Here is a 26,501-nt window from a genome sequence, read left to right as displayed (position 1 = left end):
TTTTTGTCCAAAGCTAAATCCATAAGATTTAGCTACATTATAAATATACACAGACCTTTCGGTTTTGCCCTAAAGTCCGCATTACGTTTAGGTTGTGTTGTAAAACGTTTTTATTTCTTCAGTTTAGCATTTTTCATTGATTGACGGTCATAACTTTTATGATATAAATTATTTAATTCTGGATATTCTTTGGCTATTACCAAATCAATTCTTGAGGCTTTGCAATCCTCTATTTTTCCACATGGGAGACTATCTTTATGTAATCGTGTTCTAAAGGAGAAATCTCCTTTATCGTAAGTGTATTTTATATATAGATCAATATAAGTGCCTGATGTTGCAAAAGCCTTATCGATTATAGCATTTATTTTAACACCTTTATTTAAGAGTTCCCTTTCACTTTTAGAATTAATATCTATTAGAATTTTTGCGTTATAAGGTTTACTGGAATCATATTCTACCTGATAAAATCTATTTAAGATTGCTTTCGTATTTCTAACATATTTAGGCCAACCTGCGTCATCGGGGTCACTTACTTGATATAACTTTCCATTAGCATAAAATTCGTATTTTATATAACCGTTTTTACCATATTTTAATTTGGTTACCTTCCCTAAAGTTGTTTTATTATTTTTTGAGAGAGATTTTTCCTTTTGAAAAGTACTATAAAATCCAACGGACAGTGCCACGAAGATGATTGGAAAAACAATCATTGCAGGCTTAATATTTGAAATTTTATTCCAATTCACTTTAAAATTCTGACTAACGATTAAATTTAGTATAATTTCCCCACAAAAAATTTGAATCGTTATCTTAAGAAATTAACAGAGTTTATTTATGTAGGTAATGTTTTACAACGGTTGGTACATGTTGTCGGGGCGGATTTCGGAGAGCGTTCCTGTCCGAAGGACACGGAACTGCGAAACGGGAATCCGCAGTTGGCGTACCACCAAACCCCGCCCTGCAATATGTACTTTGTTACCTGCTGGCTTTTTGTTTTAATTTCCACATTCCATAAGGGTTTTCAAATAATTCATCTCCTTTATTTGGTTGATTGTTCTCATCTGTTATCTCAAAAATTGGAGAATCATTATCTACACTAAATGTTTGTCCATTTTTTATTTCAGGTTTGTCTATTATTTGATAATATCCGAAAATTGATAGTAAATCAACAGAATCTTGAAATTCTTCTCCATAGACAATGCAGTCTTTAAGTCCTAAGTTATGCATCCCACAAGTATATGTAGTACCTTTCCCATCACTAATTGAATCAAGAACAAACATTTTATAAAGGTTTGATTCCTCAAAGTTTGTTAACAATTCAGTCCATTTTTCTTTCGTAAATGCTTTACCTGTTGATTCAATCTTAATCCCTGTTCCCCCAGATTTTAAAATTGCATTACCTGCTTCTGCAATTTCTTTGGCACTTTTTAAATCACCTGTCTCGGAAATTAAGTAAATAACAAATTTGTGTTTGTCTATTTCATTCAGAAATTCTTCAGAAACTTTATTTACCATTCCTGCGAATTTGAATGATTCTTTCATTCTTTCATCTCTTTCACAAATTTCTAATTCAAATCCTTTTTTTGTTCTCAGATTCATTAGTATCATACCAGCAAAAAGGAACTCATTTAAATTGTTCTTTGTAATTGAAGTCAGAATTTCATCCCTGTCATTCCAATTTCCAGGAATGCAAAGTACGGTTCTGGGTTTCCTTGCCGCTTGGTCAACTGTCTTATTTTTCTTTTTAAAAATGTCAAACATGGTCTATTTCGTCTTTTTTTAAGCTTGCAGGTAACGTGTTTGGCTATGGTTTCGTTGCGTGAAAATCCGCGCGGATTTTCCGCAGTAAACTTAAGATAGCAAATTTGCGAGGACTTTCCGAGAGGAAAGTCAGAAGCAATGAACTATAGCCGGTGTTGTGTACAGTATTTTTATTCCGCAATTTTATAATATTCCGTTTCTTTTCCGTCTCTTCGCACAAAGACAAGAGTTGTCGTATTTAGCACTTTAATTTTTGAAGTTCCAATTCTATTTCCGTTGCTCCAGTCCATTTCAAATCCAGATTTAGTTTCAAAAATCTCTAATGTTTGGTCGATTTCTTTGGTTTCTATTAAATCGTTTTTCTTGTTAAACTTATACCTCCAAAATTTTCCAATTCCATTATTAAATTCAAACCTTAACTGTTCATTTTTGTCTGGACTTTTCATTTTCCAATATCCATTTATTTCGTTTCCGACTTCCTCAACAGATTTGCAACATTCCAATTGTTGTCCGAGTAAGGTCAGAGGTAAAATAGTTAATATTAAAATCAGTATTTTTTTCATTTTAGTGTTCCGTGGATATTGTGCCCAACGGTTGGGCTAAGCGTAGTGCGGAGGCAAGGAGACTTTTCGTTTCCGTCTGCGCACGAAGCTAAAGCTTATTGTTTTGCTTTTTCTTTTTTTGTCCACAGCTAAATCCATAAGATTTAGCGACTTCATAAATATACACAGACCTTTCGGTTTTACCCTAAAGTCCGCATTACGTTTAGGCTTTGTTAGCGTTCGTTGTTTCAGCCCGAGTGAAAATTCCATTAGAGCAGGCCATTTATTTAGATTGTTGGTATAAGTTCCATTCAACTGGTTGTCTTATCGTGCTACAATTTAAATCTGGTTTATGGAATGGATTGTTAAGAAAATCTTGGGTAATTTGAAGGAAACATGGGTTAGCCAAATCATGACTTTCATCTGGGAAATCGACTCCGTAACCATTTTTTAGATACTTTAAAGCTTCGACGGAATTCCTTTTGGGAGTGATTGGGTCTAAACCGCCTGAAACCATTAATGTTGGAATATCTGAAATCACGGGTTGGTTTTCATGAGCCTCTGCCCTAAATGCGTGCCAATCGGAAAGAGAGTTTAACCCTTCAAAGGTCATAATGTCAAATCCCAGTTCAGATTTTTTCTGAGCATTAATTATTTCAACACTATCCATAAATGGCAGTTCTTCATAGGCCATGACAGAATTGTTCATAGGCCAATGAACAAGATTGTACATAAACTCAATACGTTGAAGGACTTTGTTTATGGGTTCCGAATTACCCTTCTCTATCGCTTGAATAATTTCAGGGATTTCAGCTATTGTCTGGCGACTATAAAGTGATTGATGCAATAATAGTAAGGCATCTCGACGGTTCAAAATAAAAGGTTTTGAATCGTAGTCTAAACGCAAGGGTTCCGACTTTAATTTTTTTAGTATACTTAATAAACGATTTTTAAGATGGGGATATCGGCTATTACATTTTTCACTTTGTTCACAACGCTTGAGAACTTCAAAAAGGGATTTTTCAAAATCGATAATCGTTTCTCCAAATAATTGAGATTCTGGGGGGAAAACACCAACGAAGATTGAGCTACGAACACTACTTGGAAAATCGCGCATGATGGTCAATCCTAATCTTGAACCGTAAGATGCTCCTAATAGATTCCATTGTTCATATCCCAAATCTTTGCGCAAGGCCTCGAAATCAGCAGCATTTTCTTGGCTATTATAGCCTGCCAAATCGACCCCTTTTTTATTGAGTACTTTGCTACATTGATTAAAGATTGAGTCCAAGGCTTTCAATTCTTCTTTAGCACTTAAGTCTTGTCTTAGGACAGCAATAATAGCTTTACCTATATTACTACAGTCTGCATCGGACGACGCACCTGTTCCACGTTGATCCATAAGTACAATATCCCTATTTTTCCTAAAAGGATGATTTTTCCAATTCTCTTCCATGATTAAGGTAGGAACACCTGGTCCACCCTGTAAATATAAAATAGGTGCTTTTAACGAATCGGCTTTTTTTGCCTTAAGAACTTTATATGCTAATTTAAGAGTTCGAGAATCAGGATTTAGTCGGTTTTCAGGAACTATTAGGATGCCATCTATAACTTCATTTGGAGAAGTTGTACTACATGAATGAAAGAAAATCGCCAAAATCAAAACAGTCCATAAACGTATACTCATATATTGATTTTGAAATTTTCTATAATGCTTTTTTACAATGAACGCTAACGTTCTGGCTATGATTAGTTGCGGTTTGAAATCCGACAGGATTTCGGCCCGCAGACTAAACATACTAAATAAGCGTGGATTTTCCGAAGGGAAAATCCGACCGCAATTAATTATAGGTGTTGTTAGCATTAGTAGCTATACGTTTGAATAATCACCCACGTTTTCGTTTTCAATTTTTTCTTTGGATTAAAGTCCAAAAGAGTAAAGTTCATTTTATTTCGACCGAAAAATATAGTCTAATTCAATATTTCAAGAAGGAGTAATATTAAGCACTAATTTTTAATTTGGATTTTTTTCAGTTAGATTGAAAATTTTGGCTTTGTATATTTTATTTGTAATACCAAAAAAGTCGAAAAGACAAATTAGCAGAATAAGAAGCAATACTGTTCTCCAAATCCATTTGCCATATTTATTTTGATGATAAAATTTTCTATGCTCCCTTCTAATTTTATTAAACATGTTTTTATACTATTAACGACCCGGCTAAGAAACGTAGGGGAGTTTGAAACGCTGCCCTTTCGATTCACTACTTAGCCAAGCCAAATATTTTTATAATTTACTTTTCTTTTTTCAATATCAAAATTTTGGATTGGCGGACTTGCTAGAAAATCAAAACTTCTGAATTACCACTAAATCCCCTATGTTTTTTAGCCATTGTTATGCCTTCGCCTTATTTTATTTTCCATATTTCTAGTCGCTTCGTTGCGATCTTAGGAGTTGGCTTGGTAGCTCTTTTGCATTTTTTAACGTTGATTTGTGTGCCTGCAAAAAATGCAAATGTGCTATCAAATGCGTTGGCTATTGTGCCTTGATTTTGTCAATATTAATTTCAATTTTAGATTTAGTTGGCTTGTTATTAAGGTCTGTGTTAGTATAATCAAAAAATCTTGCCACTGAATTTAGGATAAACCTTCTTTGAGAATTATCTTCTTGAACTTTTGAATGATAGAAATGACTTTTTATTCCCATGATTGTTGATACAAAGAAATATAATGATGCTTTGTTGTCGGGATGATTGTTAAGATTACTGTTGACTTCATAATTAGGATTTACAATAATCATTTCATGGATGTCATACCCGTCCTTGCTCATGTGTAATGTCTGTAAGCTTTCTTGGAAAAGAGTTCCTTTGTCTGAAAGATGTTTGCCAATTGCATTTTTCATTTCTTCTGAATAAGAATGAAGCCATATAACACAAGTCTTTTCGCTAAATGGGTTGTCTTCAATTACAAGTTCCGGTTGCTCATGTAGAATTAGAATTAAAGCAATAGCAAGTTTATTGCAAGTCGTTTCATCAGTGAAGGCATGAATTTCTAAATTGATTTTACCAGCAATAGATGTGATAAAGATTTTATCATCATCTATTTCTCTTGTTGAGAACATAGGTAACTTTTCTTGGAGTAAATCAGAAATATCATTTAAGTCATCTTGGCTGAGTAGGCTGCCTGATTGCTCAATTGCAATACCCAAAATGCTAAAAGAAAATTTTGCCTTGCCTATATTTTTAATTATTAAGTCAATTATCTTCTTGAATAATTTTTTGCCTTCAATTTTGCCCAGTCCATCACAATAATTAACGAAAGACAGGAACTGTTTAAGAATATTCAAATTGTTATTCTCATTCGTGAAATAGTTCTTGAACAATTTTTCAAAGTTTGAGGTAATTGTTTCCTCACTTGAATTATCCAAAATCAAATCCACTACTTCTCCTACATCAATTTTCTTTGCTGTGTTATCAAGTAGGTTATTTATTAGTTCATTTGCTTTAACTTTTTCTCCTTCTTTTGTATAAATTCCTATCGCCTTTGAAATGTTGTATTGGTAGGATTCATAGAACTGATCCATCTTTCCAAAAAATTCTCCACTTTCCACTAATGCTTCTGCTGCTCTAAGTGGTTCATTCATTAGCAAATATGTATCTGATTTCTCTCTCAAAGCATTTGCCACTCCGTAGTAAAAATTTATTTCCTTACTGTTATTAATTGACTTGTCGGCAAACTCAATACTTAGGTCTGATTTTCCTTCCTTTCTGTAAATGCTTGATAATATCCAATAGATTCTGCCTTCATCTCTTTTTAGTTTGTATTCTTTAGCCTTAATCAGTGCCTCCTCATAGACTTTTTTTGCTTCCTCAATATCTCCTTCATCTCTTAAAATATTCCCAAAGTTTATCAAATTAAGAACAACCTTATCTTTCATTTCAAACTTCTGACATAGTTCAATTGCTCGACTGTTAAATTCCTTTGCCTTTGGGAATTCTTTTTTTTCTCTGTAAATACTTGCTAAAGCATTTAAGACAATGATTTCAATGGAAAACTCAGAAGATTTCTTAGTTATTTCTAAAAGTTGCAAGCCATATTTCTCTGCTTCATCCTTATATCCATCAATTTGGGATAAACAGGTAACTAAATTCACCAAGCTAGATATCATGCCATCTGTTACATCTTTCTCTTCAAAAATTTCAAAAGCTTCTTTACACGCTTTAGCTCCTTTTTCAAATTCAGATAAATCAACATAGATTTTGGATAGATTGACTAATAGTGGAGCTTTCAACTCCTTGTCATCTTCTTTGATATTTGAGAATACCTTGTCTGCAATTTTTGTTGCTTCACCTATATTTCCCTTTTCAATAAGGTTCATTGCTTTGAACATTAAAGCAGCTGCATAAAACTTTTTATGTTTGGTCGCCTTTAGGTATTCTAAGGATTTGTCAATTGATACTGTAGATTCATCTTTGTTACCCAATAAATGATGAACATGACACAAATGATAATACAAATATCCTTTATCAAGATTTTTGTCAGTAGTTTGAAGTTTAGTATTTAATACTTTTACTGCAAAATTTAACTCTCCCCAACTGACAAGGCTTGGAAATACATCAAATAAATATTTATCAATTTTATTTGGTGCAATATCAATGAGTAAATAAGTTGCTTGGATTATTTCTTCTTTTGCTAAATAGTAATCTCCTAGTTTCTCCAGGTAAGAATTTAGCACCCCTTTACTGTTAAGTTTTTCAAGAACAAATTCCTTAAAAGAAGGGTGGAATAACTCTAAGATGCCTTCGTAGTTTTTGACTAGGGCAGATAATTCATCTATTTCCTCTGAAAATTTTAAAACGGATTCATACTTCAATACCTCCGCAAGTTCTGTGGTTGTAATATTGAAATAAGGAATTGAAATTAGAGCAAGTATTTCTTGTTGGGTTGAATTTAGTCCGCTCCATATCGAGCTTTGATATTCTACTAAATTCTCTGGAAGTGGTGAAATTTGAAATTGTGAAAAGTAAAATAAGTAAAGTGGATTACCATTTGAAGCTTTTAAAATATTGTTGAACTCTAACTTACTTAAAGAAAGGTCGTGTGATTTTAAAAATTGATTTACTTCATCTTCGGAAAATGGAGAGCAAGGATAAAACGCTACACCCGTTGATTCAAAAAGAGGTTTGTTTCTTGTCGCAAAAAGAAAAGTAGAATCAAATTTTTGAAGTGAAATTATTTTACTGATTGTCTCCTTGTCTTGTTCACAATCATCAATAATGAAACACTGCTTTGATTTTTGCAAACTTGATTGCAACCATTCAAATGCACTATCTATGTCTTTAATCTCTAACAAGTCATCTCCATTAGACAAGCGTATTTTATTGATTAAATATGAAACAATGGAAATTGGAGATTTGCTTTTTACTGAAATGTAAACAAGGTTTTCTAATTTTTTTGAAAGTTGAAATAATGTAGTTGTTTTGCCTAGTCCAGGTTCACCGTAAAGAATTAATTGATTGGTTTCATCTAATCGTTCTTTTATTTTTTCTATTTCGACTTCTCTTTCTATTAGATTCCTTTCAGAATATTCTTTGGAAAGAATTTCAAAAAAGGAAATTGAGTTAAGCTCTTTAAGCTTTTTTTGCTTGTCCTCACTTAATAGCGCAGCGACTTCTGGAGAATTATGCAAGTGCATATTTCCCGCAACATTATAAATCGTTTCGGCATTTTGTGATTCAATATCCATTTAATTCTCAGTCTTTTTTTGGCTTATAGTCACCCTGAATATTGAAGATGTTTTTACCAGCATTCTGTATTCCTATGTTAATTCCACCTTCATTTTTGAATTCCATTTTTGAAACATTCGATATTTGACCTTGGTTTTCTTCAACCCAATTTTTTATTTCCTCATAAAGTTCATTGTCAAATGTCTCACCTGTTATTTCTTCAAAACTATCTTCGATGTCTCTGTATGGCTTTGTTGTGTTCTTAGATTCAGTATTACAAATCGTTTCCAAATATTTTTCCGCATCTTCGTCTTTTTTGAAGAACTTGCTAATCCTACTCTTTAGAGATGAAAAGTCAAGTACTTTTTTTAATCCGTCATAGGTTGCGCTTGCAATCACTTTTGAAGCAATAGCGGCCTTGTTTGCCAATAAAAATGAGCAAATTGATGAGAATATTGTAACCATTTCTGTTTCCATATTTTTATTTACTTAAGTAAGTTTCTAATTCTTTTTTGTCGTTTTGTATTTGCTTAATAATTTTTTGTTCTGAATAAAAATCATCAGTTGGATAGTAGCTATCAAATGATTCATAAGTTGAAAGCAAGTAATCCAAAATTCTGTTGGGATAACCTTCTTTTGTAAAGTCAGGAGATAGTTCTTTGATTTGTTTCAACCTTTCAAATACTGTTAGGTTACAAATCGCTTGTTTTATAATTTCTGAATCATATTTCAAACTCAATTTCTGTTGAATTTCTCCCAACCAAAGATTATTGAGCTTGTTGTAAGTCAAAGGCAGGAATGATTTCATTTCTGAAGTTCTTCGGAGTGTTATTTCTTTAACCGATTCTTTTGGTGGTTTCGGAAGATTTTTAGGGTCAAAATCTGAAATCTCTTTGGTTGCTTTATAACCTAATGCCATAGAGTTGGCAGGGATTTCATTTTCTTTATAAAAGTTGAATTCTTTCTTTGTAAAATACTTTTTGCTTTGCTTAATAATTTTTGTGGTTGTTCCAATTACATATCCGATTGAAATTTTTTCGGCTCTTTTATAATTTGCCTTAAAATTTAAATAGTTCTTACCTAAAGTATCAATTTCTTTATAGTGGGTTTGAACCATTATTATTGGGCTTACTTTATTTTTTAGATTTTTGGGTATCATCCGTTCAACGAACCTATTTATTTCAGGAGAGATTGATAAAGTGTAGCCTCCTTTATTGTTTTCAATAAAATCTATCGTAACTGCTTCTCCATCATTGTTTGACTTTTCTATCCAACCTAAAAGAATGTCAAGAAATTTTTCGGCAGGTTCTTCATTCTGAAATAAAAATGCCATTTGCACTGGAATCATTTCTTCTTTTTCTCCCTTCTCGAATATGTATAGCATTCCTCTACAGTCTGCCTTTTTAAATAAGTCAGAGAATTCAATATCTCCAACAAGCATGAAAAAGGGTTTTACACCATAGTCAAAGCCAATATTTGAAAAATCAATTTCGTTCATTTCTTGATTGTATTATGAGTTGTCATGCGGTGGGGCAAAAAAAATGTGCTGTAAGCGCTGCCTTGTGCGGTTGGTTGCAGCTCTTTTTATTTTGCTGAAGTGTTGGGTTTTTGTCCATCATTTTATCTCTTTTATTACTGTTGTCTACTCTCTTTTTAGGTGAGGCATAACGTTCTGGCTATGATTAGTTGCGGTTTGAAATCCGACAGGATTTCGGCCCGCAGACTAAACATACTAAATAAGCGTGGATTTTCCGAAGGGAAAATCCGACCGCAATTAATTATAGGTGTTGTTAGCATTAGTAGCTATACGTTTGAATAATCACCCACGTTTTCGTTTTCAATTTTTTCTTTGGATTAAAGTCCAAAAGAGTAAAGTTCATTTTATTTCGACCGAAAAATATAGTCTAATTCAATATTTCAAGAAGGAGTAATATTAAGCACTAATTTTTAATTTGGATTTTTTTCAGTTAGATTGAAAATTTTGGCTTTGTATATTTTATTTGTAATACCAAAAAAGTCGAAAAGACAAATTAGCAGAATAAGAAGCAATACTGTTCTCCAAATCCATTTGCCATATTTATTTTGATAATAAAATTTTCTATGCTCCCTTCTAATTTTATTAAACATGTTTTTATACTATTAATGCTAACGTCTCGCAGCTAAGAACAGTACCTGTTTTACCTGCTCGTCTAAATTAAGATTAATTTCATTTTAAACTAATAGCGTTAAAAAAAGAAGAGGTACGGGTATTGTTCTTAGGTGCTGTTGTGTTTAGTTTCTAATTCCACTTACCTTTTAAAGTAAAAACGGAGTTTGGTCTGCTTTTCCCATATATCGCAAAATGCGCTCTAGCATTTCAATGAACCTTAAAAGAATGACCTATAGCCGGAGCTATGGGACGTATTTTTCAGGCTTTGTGCCAACCATGGTCCCCACGGGCCAAAATCGATATGGACGGGAGCATTCATTTGACTTTCCGGTTTTTTTTAACTAACTTCTTCAAGTCTTTTAACGTTCCCAACGTTCTGAGAGCGGGCTCTCAACGATGCAATCGCAAAGAAAAGACTTGTACCCCAAAAATGGCCCTTCAGCCCTATGTCTGGACCCCTGAACTTCTTCATTTGGCGCAATTCATTGCACAAAAACGATAAGTTGACCAAATTAAACGCAACGGTCTTGTGTATGAAAAGTTGCGAGTTTGCGTGCGAGGATTTTCCGAAGGAAAATCAGAAGCTAGTAAACGAGCAACTCACATTGATTAAGCACAAACCAGCAATTTTTTATATACTGTGTTGTAGCTAGTTTTTTTCTTTTTTTAATTCTTTTTCTCTTTTTCGTTTTTCCTTTTTAATTCTTTGTTTTTTAGCGCTTTCAGTTTCTATTTCGAAAACTATTGGCATTGAGTATTTTTGGCTAATTGCTTTTCCATTATTTTTTGCTGGAGGCATTTTAGGAAGCTCGCTCAAAACTCTAATAGCTTCTTTTTCAAATAAAGGATGAACAGAACGAGCTTTTATGTCAACAACATTTCCTTCCTCATTAATAGTGAAAATAGTCAGTACTTTTATTTTGTCCCCACCTTTATAGTTAAGTTGTTTTGCAATGCTATCAAGTATTTCTCTATTGTCAACATTAAAAGATTCCGAAACTTTTTCAGATACATTATTTTGTCCAAAAATGAAGTTTGTAATAGTCAGAAGTATAATAATAAATGTGTTTTTCATTTTTTTAAATTAGCTACAACGGTTTGGCTATGAGCAGTAGCGTCCCGCAGGGCGCTATTGCTTATAGGTTTTGTTGTGCGTTCGTTTTTTTATCAATCCCATAATTTCGGTATGTACCTCAAATGTCCGTTTAAAGTTATCTAAATTATCTGCAGTATTTTCCAAAATAACAAGATTGATATTTTCCCGTGGATAATAATAGCAGGCAGATACAAATCCAGGTGCATAACCCAATGCACCAATTTGAATATTTTGTTCTCCGTCAGTAAAAAGCAGTCCATAACCATATTCAACTGTTTCAAAAATCGGGTGGATTCGAGTTGCGTATTTGGTTGTCATTAATTTCAGATTTTCTTTCGTAACTAACTTTCCTGAATATAAATTTTCGTTCCATTTTTTAAGGTCGGCTGCATTTGATATGAAACTACCGGCTGGAACATAATTGTCTAAACTATTAGTAGCAAAAACCAAAATTCCATTTTTGTTTTCTTCATAGCCTTTTACTAGATGTTCGTATTTTTTGTTGCTAGGATGGAATGTATTTTTAAGTCCATAATTTTCAAAAAGTTCGGTCGATAATTGTTCAAAAGATTTCTCTGTAACCTTTTCAAGGATTTGAGCGAGTAGTTCAAATCCCAATTGAGAATAATGGAATTGCGAACCTTGTTCAAATTCTAAAGGTTCGTTCAAATCAACAATTCCGTGTGTGTGAGTCAGTAGGTGATGAATGGTTACATCTTTTGTCCAAGGTTGATTTATTTGGGTAAGGTATTTCCCAATTGAATCGTCTAGTTTAAGATTTGCCTTTTCATATTCTCTCAAAACCAATACTGCCGTAATCTGTTTGCTTATAGAACCTATTACAAATTGGTCGTTTACGTAAAGTTTAGTTTTGTTTTCCAAATCAGAAAAACCAATTGCTTTTGAATAGATGACTGTTGAGTCAGTGGCAACCAAAATCACTCCATTGAATTTTTGTCCGCTAATTATCGAGTCAATTTTTAATGACAAGTCTGAATCGTAATCTTGTTTTTCCTGTCTGTTGTTTTGACAGGAAACTAGAAGGAAAAAAGCTATGACTATTAGACTAAATTTCATTATGTGTTCTCGGTTTTTCTAAATGACGCACAACGGTTCATGTATGATCTGTACGGCTTTGAAATCCGTAGGATTTCCAGCCGTACGATAAACATACTGAAAATACGTAGATTTTCCGCTGGAAAATCGGCCAGTATAGATTATACATATTGTTAGCGAACGTGTTGCGGCCCAGGCGTTGGTATTGGCCGCAAACCATTGTTATATTCCTTAAACCCTTTTAAAATGGTTTCTTTTTAAAGTCCGCCGTACTTTAAAGTCAAAGATTTTGGTTTTCATTTCCGCCCGAACTTTGGCAAAAAATTCGCAAGTCCGTCCGCGCAAGAGTTAAGTCCGATTGAAGTCCGTCCGAACGGGAACTTTGGCAAACTATTTTTTCAATATAACACTTGGAGTTTGAGAAGGGAACTATCCCAAAGAAACCATTTTAAAAATGCGGATCTGCCCGGACCAAACTCTTATTATTTTGAAATATTCAGGCTAATTGCGTACCGATTGGACTTTTAATGCAATATGTTTGCTAACTTGTTTATATAGATGTATAATACATCTATATACCACTAATATAGGAATAAAATGGATGAAAAGTGTCGTTCAATATTTTAGATGTCGAAATCATCGAAAGGGTTCTTTATCTTGTCCAGACTGGTGGTGCTCACATGGGTGTATATCATGGTGGTCTTCGGGCTATTGTGTCCAAGTAGTTCCTGAATGAACCTGAGGTCGGTTCCATTTTCCAGTAAATGGGTCGCGTGGCTATGCCTTAGGGTATGCAGGGTGACCGATTTTCTTATTCCGGCCTTGTGCAATGAGCGTTTAAGAACCTGCCTTGCGCTTACTGCTGAATACATACCACCATTTTGCCCTTCGAATAAAAAATGTCCGGGGGCATAGGATTCGATATATTTGTTCAAAAGGGCGATCATCCTTTCCGGTACCGGCACATATCTATCCTTTGCCCCTTTGGCGGACCTAACGTGCATGAACCTACGTTCCTTGTCTATATCCCCTATCTTAAGTTTTAAGGCCTCACCGATTCTCAGTCCGCATGCATACAGTAAACTTAGCAATGTCCTATGCTTAAGGTTGGCCGTAAGCCCTAGTATCGATTTCACTTCCTCCAAGGCCAGGACATCGGGTAGCTTCCTTGATTTTTTGGGACGTTCCAGGTCGTCAGGGATGAGCTGTGAACTGGTTTGATTGCGGTAAAAAAGTTTAATGGCATTAATGGCCTGGTTCTGATAGGTGTACGAGAAGCTGTTGGCCATAATATAATCGGTATTGAATCTTATGATATCCTTTTCGGTAATGGTATTCACTGCTTTTGGGTGTTGAAAGCGAAAAAAGAGGAGCAACATACTCTCATAGGTATTCATAGTGTTCTTGCTGTAGCGTTTTTGACCCATCCATCTTTTGAATTCATTTATTTCGCTCAATGTATCTAGCGAGATCTCGGTTCCTATGGTCACTTTGTTTACGGATCGTTCCATTCCCATACTTTTCTTGTTGGTCCTAAGTGAGGAATAATCGATAAAATAATTCTTGGCCCTAAGATATTTGAACAGTCCATTGGTGACTTCTTTATCGAATGGAAGATAAAAACTCCGTAGCTCGGTGCTCCAGCGAATACCCTCGAACTTTTTTAAATATTCCTTGAGCTCAAGGTTATATTTAAAATTTACCAGAAGAACCTCTTGGCCCTTATGGTTGGCCTTTAGAAAGACTATAACGGGTTTTTGCATGACGGGTACGGTTTATGTGCAATTTCGATCAATAAAATGATTTAGTCGTATCTTAAGCGAATAATGTTCGCATAGGGATTCACTTAAGTTAATGGAAATGAGATTACAACATGAATGTCTGTACTGTAAAAGGCAACTTACCGGTAGGACGGACAAGAAATACTGCAACCTGCACTGCAAGAGTGCCTACCAGTACCAAAAGGAAAAGGAACGGCCGGAACGTTTCTACAATAAAGTGGACAACCAGCTGAGACTGAACCGGAAGATCTTAAAGGGACATAACAAAGGGGGCAAGGTAACGATCAGGAGCAATGTGTTGTTGGAAATGGGATTCGACCCGAACTTTTTCACCCACTATTGGAAGAACCAAAAAGGGGAGGTGTACCTGTTCGTCTATGAATACGGATTCCTTAAAAAGACCGAGAACGGGAAGGAAAAATATGTGCTTGTCACTTGGCAGGAATATATGGGTGGCAAATTTAAAAGCACGTTATAGATAGACAAGATTTCCAGTTCGTACGTCATAGTAAGGTGTTCTGCCGTTCGGATCTTTTCTTAGATTGTGGACCAACAAATATCGAGATCTGAAAAATACTTTTAAATCCTGGATATCTTTTTTAGTCGCCGCTTTGTTTTGTTGAGGGGTTAAAATTTCTTTGCCAAACTCAAATAGACCTGCGCCAATTGCCGCATTTCCAACACCCGCTACTGAAATTCTATCTCGTTGATCGGGTTTGTTCTGTGCCAAAGGTTTAACATTTTTTGGTATTACAGCTGTCGGTTTTACTTCTTCCTTTGGTTGTTTGTTTTTCCAATTAAGGCTTCGGCACGAGTTACTACAGAATTTTTGGGCCCCTCTTCTTTTTGGTAGATAATCGCCACCACAATACAGACAAATTTCAGTTTTTTTCATGATTATGCGTAAATTAAACGTTTAATTTACGCATAAATTTTTATGATTCATATTGAAAATACGCTGCAATAAAATAATTTCCGCTTCCGAATCAGAAAGTATAGGCTGTTTTTTGGCTTTTATAGATTTCATTTTATTGTTCAAAGGGTCGGAAAAACTCTTCTTCAGGCTTGAAGTTTCAGTGGTTACTAATTGTCTGTTCCTAGCGTCATAGAGTTTGGATATATTGGGGAAAGAGGATTCTATCGATTTCCCAATATTAAAATTACCTTTTGGTAAGGATTGCATGTCCGGATAAAATTGTTTTAAAACAGCTTCATAGTGTACCTTGAAAAAAATGTGCTGCATTTTAAACAATCCTTTAACCGTATCCTCTTGAGGAAGGACTTGTTGTATGTTATCGAGCAGCCAATCGGTAATAAAATATAAACACTCGGCTTGCTCATAGTATAGCTCTAGTACATAGTTGAACTCCAGTTCATGGGCGCTTACTTTTTTGCTCAATAATTGGCGGATATTTTTCTGTAATGTACTCGCTTTTAGGATTGCGCGTTTATTTTCCCTACCTTTTTTATAAATAATAGGCCCTCTGTGATAATCGATGATCAGTACCTTGTTGCGAAATTTTTCGAATTTCATTTCTTTATGATTCTCTAAAAATTCGTTTACAACCTCATTGTCGGGAATGAAAAACAAAAGTTCTTCCCAAAGATTTGAGATCATTTCGTTGTACATTATTTCCAAGGATGTGTTATTCATATACGTTCTTTAACATGGTCGAGTAATCCTCGGGCAATTCGGCATCTATATCCCGTAAATACTTCTCCAATGCAGTCATGGAAGAATGCCCCGTAATGAGCATCAATTTGCTCTTTGCCTCAAAAGGTGAGGAGTCCCTCATTAAAGCCCTATAGACCTTCGTAATGTAGGTGTGCCTAAAACTATAGAGGCCATATTCAATTCCCAATTTAAAATGATCCTTAACGATTCTTTTAAAACGTTTGCTGAAATAATCTCTTCTATTGCCGACCATGGTATTCCAAGTACCACCGATTTTGTCCGGCGTAAACAATATGGCGTCTTTATCCAATTTGTTAAGGTCTGGTAAATCGGTCCATAGTAGTTCAGGAATTATCTTTGTCTTAAGTGGACTATTTTTGGCCTTAAAACGTATCGTTTTATTCTTGGTATCGATATCCTTGACTTTTATTCTGCAAACCTCGATTGGGCGTAAGAAATTATAGGAGATGAATTTTATATAAAGAAGTAATATGGGATCGTTCTCTTCTAAATAACAGAATATTTCTTCTTGTGTATCCTGGGAATATGTCTTGTTACGTTCCGGAATGGACTTTAGCTTAGGGATTTTCTTTATAAAGTTTTGTTCGATGATTTCATTGTCTACCAATACCTGGAAAATACTGCTCAGGTCGGTTTTGTAATTATTCCTGGTACGTGCACTATTTCTATTCAGAACATCGTTCAAGAACTCAACAACGAGCTTTTTGTTGAGTTCGCTGATGAACTTTATTTCCGGATGGTTGATCGAAAGCCATTTTAAAAAATTCTTTATTTTACTTTCATAATCCCTTTTTGTGTTGATGCTGACCAATTTTTCCTTGAGCTTGATCGCAAAATCAAATCCCTCTTTTACGGTCATTTTTGGTTTCTCCGATGGAGGGGTAGTGTTATTATCGGGCAAATCGTAGATGATGCCTACAGTATTTTTAGCATTTAGACTTTTATGCAGCTCGATATTATCGGAATAAGGGCTGTAACCTTGCCCAAGTAATCTTAACAAAACTTTCCTGTAGGTGACCAGTACTGACATTCTGTCCTCCTTTGTCCTGTATTTGTTCGCATTTCCATAGAACGGGGTCTGTCGCTCTAATTTGCCGTTTTTGGGGTCACGAAAAGAAAAATAGATATACCACCGCTTTGATAGGTCACCATTAGCGGAATATATTTTGGGGATGGAAAAGTTTCGTTTTACGGACAAATCGTATGCACTTTCGTATTCATTTTCGTATTCAAAGGTAAGTAACTCGTTAAAACTAAGCATAAAAAAACGGTTTAGCGAAAACTAAACCGTTGTTCTTGAATACGTTAAACTTAGTAGCGGGGACTGGACTCGAACCAGCGACCTTCGGGTTATGAGCTCACTGAAAAACTCCTATTTTCCCGTTTTTATTGACTTGCAGTAATGAAAACGTGTACGTTTCCGTGTACGCTAATTATTATTGATTTCTTTCAAAATTAGCAAAATAGTTTAATTCTGGTCTAGTTTGAACTGATTAAAGTTATGGTAATAATCGAGATAGATATCATATTCTAGTTTCATCTAAACATTAAATAATTCAAATTTATCTACAGAAATGTTTATTTGTAAGAGTAGGTTTAAATAGGTGATTTCGATAAATCAAAAAAGGCCATAGATGTAATAAATTATTTCAAAAAAATTTGTAATAAATTATTTTTTTCTAATTTAGAAACCTCTTCCCCAGTATTATAGATTTCTGAGATACACTTGGTCTATATAAATAACATGTGTATTTAAAAATTATATTTTTTTAAATCATTCTTATACGCAAAAACATTCAGACTGTCATAGTGACTTTCGGTGAAGACCCAAAGTAAGAATCGTTGGATATTACTAATATCCCTTATTTAAAAACTGAAGTATGAAAATAGCTGCATTTAATGTTGAAAATCTTTTCGATAGGGCCAAGGCCTTTAACGAAAAGGCTACAATTAGTAATCCAATTATTACCGGAGTATCTGAACTTAATAACATTTTTGAAAAGAGTAATTATTCAGATATTGATAAGGAAAACATAGTCCAACTTTTTAAGTTATTAGGATTCGAGAAATCTGATATTGGAAAATATGCATGTATTAGAAAAATAAGAGGGAAATTGGCAAAAAGGCCAAAGGATAAGCCTATTGAAATAATTGCAAATGGTAGAGAGGATTGGATAGGTTGGGTTGAATTGAAAACTGAGCCAGTTAACGAAATAGCGATTTTAAATACCGGAAGAGTAATAAGGGATGTGAATGCTGATATATTAGCTGTGGTTGAAGCGGAAAACAGGATTTTATTAGATATGTTTAGTCATATCACCATAAAAACAGTAAATGGGAGCCCTTACTCGGAGGTTATGCTAATTGATGGCAACGACCAAAGGGGTATAGATGTGGGTGTAATGTGTAAAAATGGATATAAAATCCATTCTGTTAAAAGTCATATTTATGATTTGGATGATACCGGTAAGACTATATTCAGTAGGGATTGTCCAGAATATGAAATATTCACACCAAACGGAGAAAAGGTTATAGTTCTACCAAATCATTTTAAAAGTAAATATGGTTTTAATCAAAACGCATCAGATGCTAAGAGAAAAACACAAGCAGCAAGAACTGCTGAAATTTATAATGGATTATTATCTGACGGAGAAAAAAATATAATTATTCTTGGCGATTTAAATGACACTCCCGATAGTGAACCACTTATACCTTTATTGGAAAACACTAATTTGAAAGATGTTTCTGAACACCCATCCTTTGACCCTGGAGAATATAAGGGAAAAGGAACTTATGGTTTAGGCGGAGATAAATATAAAATTGATTATATGCTTGTTTCTCCCATACTTTTTGAAAAGATTAAATCAAGTGGATTATTCAGAAAAGGAGCTTGGCCCGGTAAGAGAAAACCAAAATGGGAGGTTTATGAATCAATTGAAAAGGAAATTCATGTGGCCAGTGATCACCATGTGATATGGGCCGATTTTAATATTTGAAAACATTTTAATTTTAGTGAATCATGAATAGGCGGGTATCCTTAAAACAAATGTTAATAGACCTTATCTATATTTTGCTACAGGCAAATTTATATGTAAAAGGAAATGCCAATTATAGTGAGTTGTTAGCTTTTCTAAATCCCAAAAATTACTATTTAAATGAAGAAATATCCATACCTTCTTTGAAAGAAATCTCAAAGGAAACTGGTATTTCAATTGATATATTAAGAAGGCAGATTAAAAATTTATATTTGAACTTGGTTGATAGGTTCAATGGTTATCTCTTGATTTTAATGTAACGGAAATTGTCTTTACTGCCGAGTTCCTTAAAAAATATGCTTCTTTCAAATGTGAAAATCTCCAAATTATACTTACAGTTGGGGAAAGTGTAGATATTTCTTTTTTTGAAGGGAAATTGGGCGTTTCAATGTTTTACGTTAAAAATATTAGTCATTCTTTTGAAAATGACCAACAAGTTATAGATGTTCATTTGCAATCGGGAATATATAACAAGTATTAGCATTTTAGATTAGATAAGCATTGGCCACGGGTGAAGTTGGTCGGATGGATTTTTTTAATTCTAGTGAATTTGAAAAATTAAATAGGTTAGGGCTAAGGCCTTAATTTGTAGTGTTATTGAAGGTCGGTAAATATCCGGGATGGTTTTATTTAATTAGTCAATTATATTTTATAGCCTTCACGGTCTAAGTCATAATTTTCAAGGTGATATAAATATCATTTTAATATTCATTCATAGTTATCTGATTCTCTAGAATTAAATGTCTCCACATTTCCTTATTTTCGCAATACCTCCGAATTTAGATTACTACATAATTTTATTAAAAAATAATTTAAATATTGCCTAGATGCTTTGGAACAAAAATGATAAGTATTTAGAAACACCTTTTCAGAAGGAAGCCGAACTAGAGGAAGCGGTCAATGAAGTAAAAGAGGCTTTATTTGGAACATCACGCATATATCTGGATGACAAAAAGAAAATAGGAAAAATAGGTGGGACAAATAATTTGCCTGACGGTTATCTTATAGATTTAACCAATAGTCAAGACCCTAAAATATTTGTTGTTGAAAATGATTTAGCTAGTCATCAGCATCTAAAACACATAGCAGTTCAAATACTCGAATTCTCCCTATCCTTTGAAACCTCTAAAGTAAAGGTGAAAAATGTAGTAAAAGGCATGCTTCAAAAAAGACCAGACCAATGGAAAAAGTGTGAAGAATTTGCTAAAAGGAACGGTTTTGAAAACGTAGATTTTCTTCTAGAATCCATCATACACAAACCGAATTCCTTTAATGCGCTTTTAATAATCGATGAACTCGGTGAAGAATTAGAAACTGTACTTATCAGCAAATTTAAATTTCCTGTGGAAGTTATCACTCTTAAAAAACATCAAAATAAACAAGGGGAGTCACTATATCAATTTGAACCATTTTTAAATGATGTTGTTGAGGATACTGAAAAAATAGACATTTCAGAAATTGACACAATTGTAGTTGCCGCAAGAGAAGACGGTTTTAATAATGTATTCTTAAAAGAGCATTGTTGGTACGCAATCAGATTGAATGCCTCCATGATACCCAAGATTAAATACTTAGCAACGTACCAAGTTGCACCCATTTCTGCAATTACTTATATAGCGGAAATAAAATCAATCGAACAATGGCAAGACACTAATAAATATATACTTTACTTTTCTAAGCCAGCAGAGAAAATCAAAAAAGTTGTATTGGGTAAAAATAAAGGAAAAGCACCTCAAAGCCCTAGATACTCTTCAAAAAATAGAATTTTAAACGCACACTCACTTGACAATGTGTTTTAAAAAATGACACTATAATAGAATTACAAAACAACTAGATCAAAATTATAAATGAAACTAGCCGAAATACTAAAAGACTCCAATTATAAACTTACGCAGTTCTCTCAAGAGCAAATTAAAAAACTAGAAAATGATCTTTTCATAAAAGAAATAAGAGGGGTTGACACTCCTTACGTAAACTGTTTAGTTCGTGATAAGGACATAAAATTAACACCAGAAGAAGCTGTTAGACAACTTTATTTAATAAAATTAAATGAAGAATATGACTACCCTTTTGAAAGAATGGAAATTGAGTATTCCGTAAGTTTCGGACGTGAAAAGAAAAGAGCTGACATTGTAATTTTTGACAAACAAGATACTCGTGCTGTCTACATAATGGTTGAATTAAAAAAGCCAAAACTAAAGGACGGAAAAGAGCAGCTACACTCCTATTGTAATGCTACTGGTGCTCAAATTGGGATTTGGAGTAATGGAGATTCAATCTCATTCTACCATAGAAAAGACCCTAATTATTTTGAGGATATACCAAGTATTCCAAAGGCTTCTCAAAAATTATCAGAGATATTGGATGAACCTTGGACTTTACAAGACCTCATCGATAAAGACAAATTAGTAAACGAGAAAAAATCATTGAAAGATTTGATTTTGGAAATGGAAGATGAAGTTCTTGCAAATGCCGGTGTTGATGTATTTGAAGAATTATTTAAACTCATTTTCACCAAACTGTATGACGAGATGGAAAGCGGAAGAAACGCTTCTCGTTATTTAGAATTTAGAAACCATGGAGACACAGAATCGGAATTAAAAGAAAAAATTCAATTGCTATTTAATAATGCTAATAGAAAATGGGAAGGCGTTTTTTCAGAAGATTCAAAAATTGCTCTTTCTCCTTCTCACCTTTCAATTTGTGTAAGTTCGTTGGAAAAGGTAAAACTTTTCAATTCTAACTTAGATGTTGTAGATGAGGCTTTCGAATACCTTATAAACAAAAGTAGTAAAGGAGAAAAAGGACAGTACTTTACGCCACGTTACGGTATTGATATGTGTGTTAAAATGCTTAATCCGCAAGAGAACGAAACGGTTATTGATACAGCGGCGGGAAGTTGTGGTTTTCCAGTACATTCATTTTTCTATGTAAAAAATCAAATACATAAAGAATTGGGAATTGCGGATGATGAGATGATGACAACAAAACCGCCTATTCCTAGAGTTTTAGATTATGTTCAGAATAATGTTTTTGCAATTGATTTTGATGAAAAGGCAGTTCGTGTAGCTCGCTGTTTAAATCTTATCGCAGGAGATGGTCAAACCAATGTATTGCATTTAAACACACTAGATTATGAACGTTGGGATGAAAAGACCAAAGACGAACAATGGCTAGATACTTACGGCAATGGTTGGAGAAACATTAAAAAGCATAGAAAAATTAAAACTGAAACAAAAGAAAACGCCAATTACATAAATAGAGATTACAATTTTGACGTATTAATGGCTAATCCACCATTTGCAGGCGACATTAAGGAGAGTAGAATTTTAGCAAAATATGAACTCGGTAAAAAGCCAAATGGAAAATACCAAACCAAAGTGGGTAGAGATATTTTATTCATTGAACGAAATTTAGACTTCTTAAAACCTGGTGGCCGAATGGCTGTTGTTTTACCACAAGGTCGATTTAACAATAGTAGTGATAAAAACATACGAGATTATATAGCAGAGAAATGTAGAATACTAGCCGTGGTTGGTTTTCACGGTAATTTTTTCAAACCACATACAGGAACAAAAACGTCTGTTTTGTTAGTTCAAAAATGGGATGATGAATTATGTCCAAAAGTTGAGGATTATCCTATCTTTTTTGCAACAATGCAAGAGCCGAGCAAAGATAATAGTGGTGATAAAATTTATGTAAAAGATGAATTTGGCCAAGATTTATTGGACCAACACGGACATAAATATGTGCAACACGATTTATATAATCATAACGGTTTAACAAAGGATGGAATTGCCGAGGCCTTTATAGAATTTGCGAAAAAAGAAAAGCTGTCTTTTGTGGGAAAGCTCTAGGCCCTTTTGATGAGACGCGATATCGGGGATTATTAGAAGGGCTTGAAATAAGTATAATAAATAAAATTGCATTAGAATTTGAAAATCATTCAAGAAGATTTGATAGTGAATATCTTCAGAAAAGATATATAAAAAACCTGGAAGCAATTAATAGAAAAGGTTTTAATCATCTTTCAAAATATATTAAGTATCTATCTGGTGGAGCAACGCCTTTAGGTGCAAATTATGAAGAAGAGGGCATTCCATTTTTAAGAGTTCAAAATATAATGCAAAATTATTTCAATTTGAAAGATGTTGTCTTTCTTAATGAAAAACAAGATGCAGAAATAAAAAGAAGTAGGCTTAAATTGAAAGATGTTCTTTTGACAATAACAGGTGTTTCATATGGTAAAAGCTCAACTGTTAATGCAGAATTGGAAGGTGCTAATATTAACCAACATTCTGTAAAAATCACATTAAACGAAGGATTAAACCCTTATTTTCTTTCTACTTTTTTTAATTCCAAGCACGGGAAATTACAAAGTGATAAGAACATAGTTGGTGTCACTAGACCAGCACTTGACTACAACGTAATACGTAATTTTCATATACCAAATATTTCAAATGATTTTCAAAAAAAAATAGAACTTTTAATTCTAAAGTTTGAGGGATTAAACAATAAATCAAAACAAGAATATTCTTCGGCTAAAGAAACATTATTAAAAGAAATTTCTTTAGATGATTTTGAATCGATACAAACAAATAATTTCCAAGAAATAAGTTTAACAAAATCTTTAATTACAACTACCAGATTAGATGCTGAATATTACCACCCAAAACCATTATTTTTAATAGACCAATTAAAGAAAAAAGAATACTATCTAGTTAAAGAGTTGTTTGATATCGGAAATGGTTACCCTTGGAAAAGTAAGTATTTCAAAGAACAAGGAAAAGGCGAACCATTTGTAAGAATTAGAAATTGTAAACCAGGTTATATTGACAATGAAACTTTAACAACATTAGATTCTGATTATGCAAAAGCTGAGAAAGTTGAAAAAGCTAAAGCCAATGATATTGTTATTGGTATGGATGGTATAAAATACTTTTATGGTTCGTTAATAAAAGAATCCGTTTATATAAACCAAAGAGTTTGTCATTTAACACCAAAAGAAAACTCTGAAATGGATTCAGAATTGGTATTAATGATTATTAATTCTGTTATTGGACAAACTCAATTAATGAGAGAAATGACAATAGCTCAAACTGTTGGGCATATTACAAATGTTTCAGTTGGTAATTTAATCATTCCAAAACTTGATGATAAAATAAGAAATGAAGTTTCTGAAAAAATTAAGAAATCTCACCAATTTGAAAAAGAAAGTTTACACCTTTTGGAAGTAGCAAAAAAAGCAGTTGAAATAGCAATTGAGGAAAATGAAGAAGTTGCATTACACTATATAACTAGGCAAACAAAAAATTTAAACTAGAATGATTTTTTTATTAATTGGAGGGCAACAAAATACAGGAAAAAGTGAGACTATGGCTCGTCTCTTTATAGTTCTATCGTCAAGGTATTCTTCAGTTATAAACGTACATCCTTTTACTTCTCCACCACCAACAAATCCCTTTGAGGATTTTTCAGCTATACTTCAAGGAGTAGATGTTAATGGAAAACAAGTTAATATATTAATACACTCACCTACAGATGATATGGACAATATTAACTTGCTGAGGACTAATATAGCAGCAAATAAGCCGGACGTGGTAATTTGTAGTATTAGGGACATTAACTGGCAAAGGCAAAGTGTATTGGAGATTATTGATAAGCATTTTCATTTAGAAATTCCGTTAGCGAGAATTACCAGGCGTGGAGCTAATTCGGGTAATCCCAATTCAAATTTTCAGCAAGCGCTTAATTGGTATCAAAATACGATTGATCGACTAATTAATAGAACCTTATCACAAAATCCATTTGATTTAATTTGAGCCCGATATAAATTATAATTGAAAACTTTTTTTGATGCAAATAACCTCAAGAAAATTTAGAGATGTAAAAATCGAAAATTTTAATCTTACCTCAGAGTTTAATATTGCTATAGAACAGGCTGAAAAAAAATACAGATTACTCATAAATAGAAAATATAATAAACATAGAAAAAAATTATTTTCTGATGTAGTTAACTTTATTAAAACCGATAAAATTGGAATTGGTGACCTTTGTTATATGCCTTCACCAACTGCAGACATAAACATTTTCATCTCTCAAAAAGAATATACAAGTAAGGATTTTTACACAAAATTAGAGATATTAGATAGCGCTATAACACCAAATTACCTTCTATGGTTTTTAGATCAAAAACCTGTTAAGGAATATATTCTATGTTACGGGGTTGGTGCAATTTTTACTTATATTCCGAAAGAGGTATTTTACAAGATTGAGATTGCATTGCCTAAAAGAAATAAAAATCCTAAAATCAACGAAATCATATTACATGCAAATGATTCCGTATTTAGAATTTTATTGGACCAATATTACCAACAATATTTAGATAATTTCAAAAAAGGTAATTTTATGACATCTGCAATATTGGCAGGAGCAATAGCAGAAACATTTTTACATAATTATTTATTGGAGGTTGGTTTAAGCGAACAATTGCTTAATCAGAAAACATTAGGAGCAATAATAGGTTTAGCGGAAGCATATCTTGTAGATAGAGAAATATTGGATTTTCCTTTGGTACATTTTAAAGATGTTCAAAAACTAAGAAATAGTGCTGTACATCCGGCATTGGCAAAAGGTAAAATAGAAAGGGAAGAAGAGTTTGAATCAAAGGATTTTGATTGTTTTAATAACATCATAAAATATTTTGGGCTATAGATTTTGAATGTTTCTCCTCTAGTTCTAAAAGTTAGATTTTTAATTGACTTTAACTTTTATGGTTTTTACTGACAGTTTAAGTGCTGTTTGAACAACCCTTTTTGGCAAATCTTTTTCGTGTATTAGATAACAATCAATTTCTATTTCTTTTTTATTGATTATGGATTCTGCTTCTAGGACTGCTCTATATTTAATACATTGAAAAACTCCACGTAAAAGATCGTCTTCGCCAGACCTTACCGATTTCACTTCGACACCCAATACTCTTTTCTCATTATCAAATAGTACATCAATACAATCAGCAGATTTTAGCAGGAATTCGGTGATTCCAACTAAATCTGAATTCAAACCAACGAGTTGGGGGTTTTTGGCAATGTGGTCTCTTAATTTTCTATGTTCAGGTGAACCTTCACTACCGTATGGATTAAATAGTCTATTATTGGGATTGATAAGAGTGAATGTGGCTATTTTTAACTCTTCAAGAATATACTCCCATCTAGTACCAAACTCAAAAATGAAGTTATATTCTTTCTTTAAATATTCTTTTTTTTGATTTTTTGATAAATAAGGGAATTTTGGATAAAATTCCTTTAAACCATCACTAGGCTGCTTCGTGTTTTTAGCAACAACCATACTTTGAATATAAGGAATACGACTTGTCCAGTTTGGGACACTAATGGTGTCGAATAAATGACCCATAACACGCAAAACCTCACCAATAGACTTCCCGAATTGACTCCCTCTGTGTGGTAAGGGGAATTCTATTTCGTTAGCTAAGTCAGAATAGGTTATATATTTTTCTTCTCCGTTGTAATTTACAAGTCTTTCTACTAAGACCGATATACTTTTTTTCGCAAAATTTTCGTATTCTTCTTTGGTCATAATTTTAACCTGCTTTGTAATAAATTCAAAAATGTAAATATTGTTAAATTTTCTTACATTTATTAA

Annotated in this window: 22 protein-coding genes; 8 read left to right on the top strand and 14 right to left on the bottom strand. The window is 33.3% G+C overall.

The window, feature by feature from the left end; all coding sequences use genetic code 11:
• Positions 1-110: 110 nt before the first annotated feature.
• From ACNR9Q_RS00420 to xerA, 10 genes are all read right to left on the bottom strand, one after another.
• Entirely contained in the window at positions 111-746 is a 636-nt protein-coding gene (locus tag ACNR9Q_RS00420) for a hypothetical protein (protein ID WP_419212608.1), read from the bottom strand.
• A gap of 229 nt (positions 747-975) precedes the next feature.
• On the bottom strand, positions 976-1,761 hold the full coding sequence (locus tag ACNR9Q_RS00415; protein WP_419212607.1) for a DUF4261 domain-containing protein: 786 nt from the start codon (positions 1,759-1,761) through the stop codon (positions 976-978).
• 170 nt (positions 1,762-1,931) lie between these two features.
• A complete protein-coding gene (locus tag ACNR9Q_RS00410) occupies positions 1,932-2,324 on the bottom strand; it encodes a hypothetical protein (RefSeq protein ID WP_419212606.1) in 393 nt (130 codons plus the stop codon).
• A gap of 262 nt (positions 2,325-2,586) precedes the next feature.
• Positions 2,587-3,990, bottom strand: coding sequence for an alpha/beta fold hydrolase (locus ACNR9Q_RS00405; protein WP_419212605.1), 1,404 nt, complete (start codon positions 3,988-3,990; stop codon positions 2,587-2,589).
• A gap of 846 nt (positions 3,991-4,836) precedes the next feature.
• Entirely contained in the window at positions 4,837-8,046 is a 3,210-nt protein-coding gene (locus ACNR9Q_RS00400; RefSeq protein WP_419212604.1) for a tetratricopeptide repeat protein, read from the bottom strand.
• Between the two features lie 7 nt (positions 8,047-8,053).
• The gene (locus ACNR9Q_RS00395; RefSeq protein ID WP_419212603.1) at positions 8,054-8,503 is read right to left on the bottom strand and encodes a hypothetical protein; all 450 of its coding nucleotides are present in this window, start codon (positions 8,501-8,503) and stop codon (positions 8,054-8,056) included.
• Between the two features lie 4 nt (positions 8,504-8,507).
• Positions 8,508-9,524, bottom strand: a complete 1,017-nt coding sequence (locus ACNR9Q_RS00390; RefSeq protein ID WP_419212602.1) for a hypothetical protein — start codon at positions 9,522-9,524, stop codon at positions 8,508-8,510.
• Positions 9,525-10,824: 1,300 nt separating this feature from the next.
• A complete protein-coding gene (locus ACNR9Q_RS00385; RefSeq protein WP_419212601.1) occupies positions 10,825-11,250 on the bottom strand; it encodes an energy transducer TonB in 426 nt (141 codons plus the stop codon).
• 54 nt (positions 11,251-11,304) lie between these two features.
• Entirely contained in the window at positions 11,305-12,261 is a 957-nt protein-coding gene (locus ACNR9Q_RS00380; RefSeq protein ID WP_419212600.1) for a serine hydrolase domain-containing protein, read from the bottom strand.
• A 689-nt stretch (positions 12,262-12,950) separates the two neighbouring features.
• On the bottom strand, positions 12,951-14,090 hold the full coding sequence (gene xerA, locus ACNR9Q_RS00375; protein ID WP_419212599.1) for a site-specific tyrosine recombinase/integron integrase: 1,140 nt from the start codon (positions 14,088-14,090) through the stop codon (positions 12,951-12,953).
• A 97-nt stretch (positions 14,091-14,187) separates the two neighbouring features.
• On the opposite strand from xerA, the gene ACNR9Q_RS00370 reads away from it, so the two are divergent.
• Complete coding sequence (locus ACNR9Q_RS00370; RefSeq protein ID WP_419212598.1) at positions 14,188-14,586, top strand: hypothetical protein; 399 nt, start codon at positions 14,188-14,190, stop codon at positions 14,584-14,586.
• On the opposite strand, the gene ACNR9Q_RS00365 is transcribed toward ACNR9Q_RS00370, so the two are convergent.
• Genes ACNR9Q_RS00365 through ACNR9Q_RS00355 form a run of 3 tightly spaced genes read right to left on the bottom strand, consistent with a single transcriptional unit; the run spans position 14,581 to position 17,065 of the window.
• On the bottom strand, positions 14,581-15,003 hold the full coding sequence (locus tag ACNR9Q_RS00365) for a hypothetical protein (protein WP_419212597.1): 423 nt from the start codon (positions 15,001-15,003) through the stop codon (positions 14,581-14,583). The two genes, ACNR9Q_RS00370 and ACNR9Q_RS00365, sit on opposite strands and share 6 nt — an antisense overlap.
• 21 nt (positions 15,004-15,024) lie before the next feature.
• Entirely contained in the window at positions 15,025-15,762 is a 738-nt protein-coding gene (locus ACNR9Q_RS00360; protein WP_419212596.1) for a hypothetical protein, read from the bottom strand.
• The gene (locus tag ACNR9Q_RS00355) at positions 15,755-17,065 is read right to left on the bottom strand and encodes a tyrosine-type recombinase/integrase (RefSeq protein ID WP_419212595.1); all 1,311 of its coding nucleotides are present in this window, start codon (positions 17,063-17,065) and stop codon (positions 15,755-15,757) included. Before ACNR9Q_RS00355 ends, ACNR9Q_RS00360 begins: the two co-directional genes overlap by 8 nt.
• Positions 17,066-17,684: 619 nt before the next feature.
• Between ACNR9Q_RS00355 and ACNR9Q_RS00350 the strand changes: the two genes are divergently transcribed.
• The 7 genes from ACNR9Q_RS00350 to ACNR9Q_RS00320 all read left to right on the top strand — a co-directional run bounded on the left by ACNR9Q_RS00350 (position 17,685) and on the right by ACNR9Q_RS00320 (position 25,553).
• Positions 17,685-18,800, top strand: a complete 1,116-nt coding sequence (locus tag ACNR9Q_RS00350) for an endonuclease/exonuclease/phosphatase family protein (protein ID WP_419212594.1) — start codon at positions 17,685-17,687, stop codon at positions 18,798-18,800.
• Positions 18,801-18,823: 23 nt separating this feature from the next.
• Complete coding sequence (locus ACNR9Q_RS00345) at positions 18,824-19,099, top strand: hypothetical protein (protein ID WP_419212593.1); 276 nt, start codon at positions 18,824-18,826, stop codon at positions 19,097-19,099.
• Between the two features lie 567 nt (positions 19,100-19,666).
• Positions 19,667-20,638, top strand: coding sequence for a hypothetical protein (locus tag ACNR9Q_RS00340; protein ID WP_419212592.1), 972 nt, complete (start codon positions 19,667-19,669; stop codon positions 20,636-20,638).
• Positions 20,639-20,686: 48 nt separating this feature from the next.
• Positions 20,687-22,696, top strand: coding sequence for an N-6 DNA methylase (locus ACNR9Q_RS00335; RefSeq protein ID WP_419212591.1), 2,010 nt, complete (start codon positions 20,687-20,689; stop codon positions 22,694-22,696).
• A 284-nt stretch (positions 22,697-22,980) separates the two neighbouring features.
• The gene (locus ACNR9Q_RS00330) at positions 22,981-24,162 is read left to right on the top strand and encodes a hypothetical protein (protein WP_419212590.1); all 1,182 of its coding nucleotides are present in this window, start codon (positions 22,981-22,983) and stop codon (positions 24,160-24,162) included.
• 1 nt (position 24,163) lies between these two features.
• Complete coding sequence (locus ACNR9Q_RS00325) at positions 24,164-24,661, top strand: hypothetical protein (protein ID WP_419212589.1); 498 nt, start codon at positions 24,164-24,166, stop codon at positions 24,659-24,661.
• Positions 24,662-24,692: 31 nt separating this feature from the next.
• Positions 24,693-25,553: a hypothetical protein gene (locus tag ACNR9Q_RS00320; protein ID WP_419212588.1), complete on the top strand. Its 861-nt coding sequence runs from the start codon at positions 24,693-24,695 to the stop codon at positions 25,551-25,553.
• A 39-nt stretch (positions 25,554-25,592) separates the two neighbouring features.
• Here the strand turns inward: ACNR9Q_RS00320 and ACNR9Q_RS00315 are convergent, their stop codons facing one another.
• Positions 25,593-26,435: a hypothetical protein gene (locus tag ACNR9Q_RS00315; RefSeq protein ID WP_419212587.1), complete on the bottom strand. Its 843-nt coding sequence runs from the start codon at positions 26,433-26,435 to the stop codon at positions 25,593-25,595.
• Positions 26,436-26,501: the final 66 nt, after the last annotated feature.

It is taken from the genome of Maribacter sp. X9 (assembly GCF_048537565.1).
Classification (GTDB): domain Bacteria; phylum Bacteroidota; class Bacteroidia; order Flavobacteriales; family Flavobacteriaceae; genus Maribacter.
The sequence above is the reverse complement of the archived record's forward strand: the minus strand, read 5'-3'. Positions and strand labels throughout refer to the sequence as shown.

What these genes read in the sequence shown, in the direction of transcription:
- ACNR9Q_RS00385 (WP_419212601.1), bottom strand. Translation starts at nt 11,250, where the DNA reads ATGAAAAACACATTTATTATTATACTTCTGACTATTACAAACTTCATT.
- ACNR9Q_RS00335 (WP_419212591.1), top strand. Translation starts at nt 20,687, where the DNA reads ATGAAACTAGCCGAAATACTAAAAGACTCCAATTATAAACTTACGCAG.
- ACNR9Q_RS00370 (WP_419212598.1), top strand. Translation starts at nt 14,188, where the DNA reads ATGAGATTACAACATGAATGTCTGTACTGTAAAAGGCAACTTACCGGT.
- ACNR9Q_RS00340 (WP_419212592.1), top strand. Translation starts at nt 19,667, where the DNA reads ATGCTTTGGAACAAAAATGATAAGTATTTAGAAACACCTTTTCAGAAG.
- ACNR9Q_RS00400 (WP_419212604.1), bottom strand. Translation starts at nt 8,046, where the DNA reads ATGGATATTGAATCACAAAATGCCGAAACGATTTATAATGTTGCGGGA.
- ACNR9Q_RS00315 (WP_419212587.1), bottom strand. Translation starts at nt 26,435, where the DNA reads ATGACCAAAGAAGAATACGAAAATTTTGCGAAAAAAAGTATATCGGTC.
- ACNR9Q_RS00365 (WP_419212597.1), bottom strand. Translation starts at nt 15,003, where the DNA reads ATGAAAAAAACTGAAATTTGTCTGTATTGTGGTGGCGATTATCTACCA.
- ACNR9Q_RS00350 (WP_419212594.1), top strand. Translation starts at nt 17,685, where the DNA reads ATGAAAATAGCTGCATTTAATGTTGAAAATCTTTTCGATAGGGCCAAG.
- ACNR9Q_RS00345 (WP_419212593.1), top strand. Translation starts at nt 18,824, where the DNA reads ATGAATAGGCGGGTATCCTTAAAACAAATGTTAATAGACCTTATCTAT.
- ACNR9Q_RS00405 (WP_419212605.1), bottom strand. Translation starts at nt 3,990, where the DNA reads ATGAGTATACGTTTATGGACTGTTTTGATTTTGGCGATTTTCTTTCAT.
- ACNR9Q_RS00390 (WP_419212602.1), bottom strand. Translation starts at nt 9,524, where the DNA reads ATGAACGAAATTGATTTTTCAAATATTGGCTTTGACTATGGTGTAAAA.
- ACNR9Q_RS00355 (WP_419212595.1), bottom strand. Translation starts at nt 17,065, where the DNA reads ATGCTTAGTTTTAACGAGTTACTTACCTTTGAATACGAAAATGAATAC.
- ACNR9Q_RS00395 (WP_419212603.1), bottom strand. Translation starts at nt 8,503, where the DNA reads ATGGAAACAGAAATGGTTACAATATTCTCATCAATTTGCTCATTTTTA.
- ACNR9Q_RS00410 (WP_419212606.1), bottom strand. Translation starts at nt 2,324, where the DNA reads ATGAAAAAAATACTGATTTTAATATTAACTATTTTACCTCTGACCTTA.
- ACNR9Q_RS00415 (WP_419212607.1), bottom strand. Translation starts at nt 1,761, where the DNA reads ATGTTTGACATTTTTAAAAAGAAAAATAAGACAGTTGACCAAGCGGCA.
- xerA (WP_419212599.1), bottom strand. Translation starts at nt 14,090, where the DNA reads ATGCAAAAACCCGTTATAGTCTTTCTAAAGGCCAACCATAAGGGCCAA.
- ACNR9Q_RS00360 (WP_419212596.1), bottom strand. Translation starts at nt 15,762, where the DNA reads ATGAATAACACATCCTTGGAAATAATGTACAACGAAATGATCTCAAAT.
- ACNR9Q_RS00325 (WP_419212589.1), top strand. Translation starts at nt 24,164, where the DNA reads ATGATTTTTTTATTAATTGGAGGGCAACAAAATACAGGAAAAAGTGAG.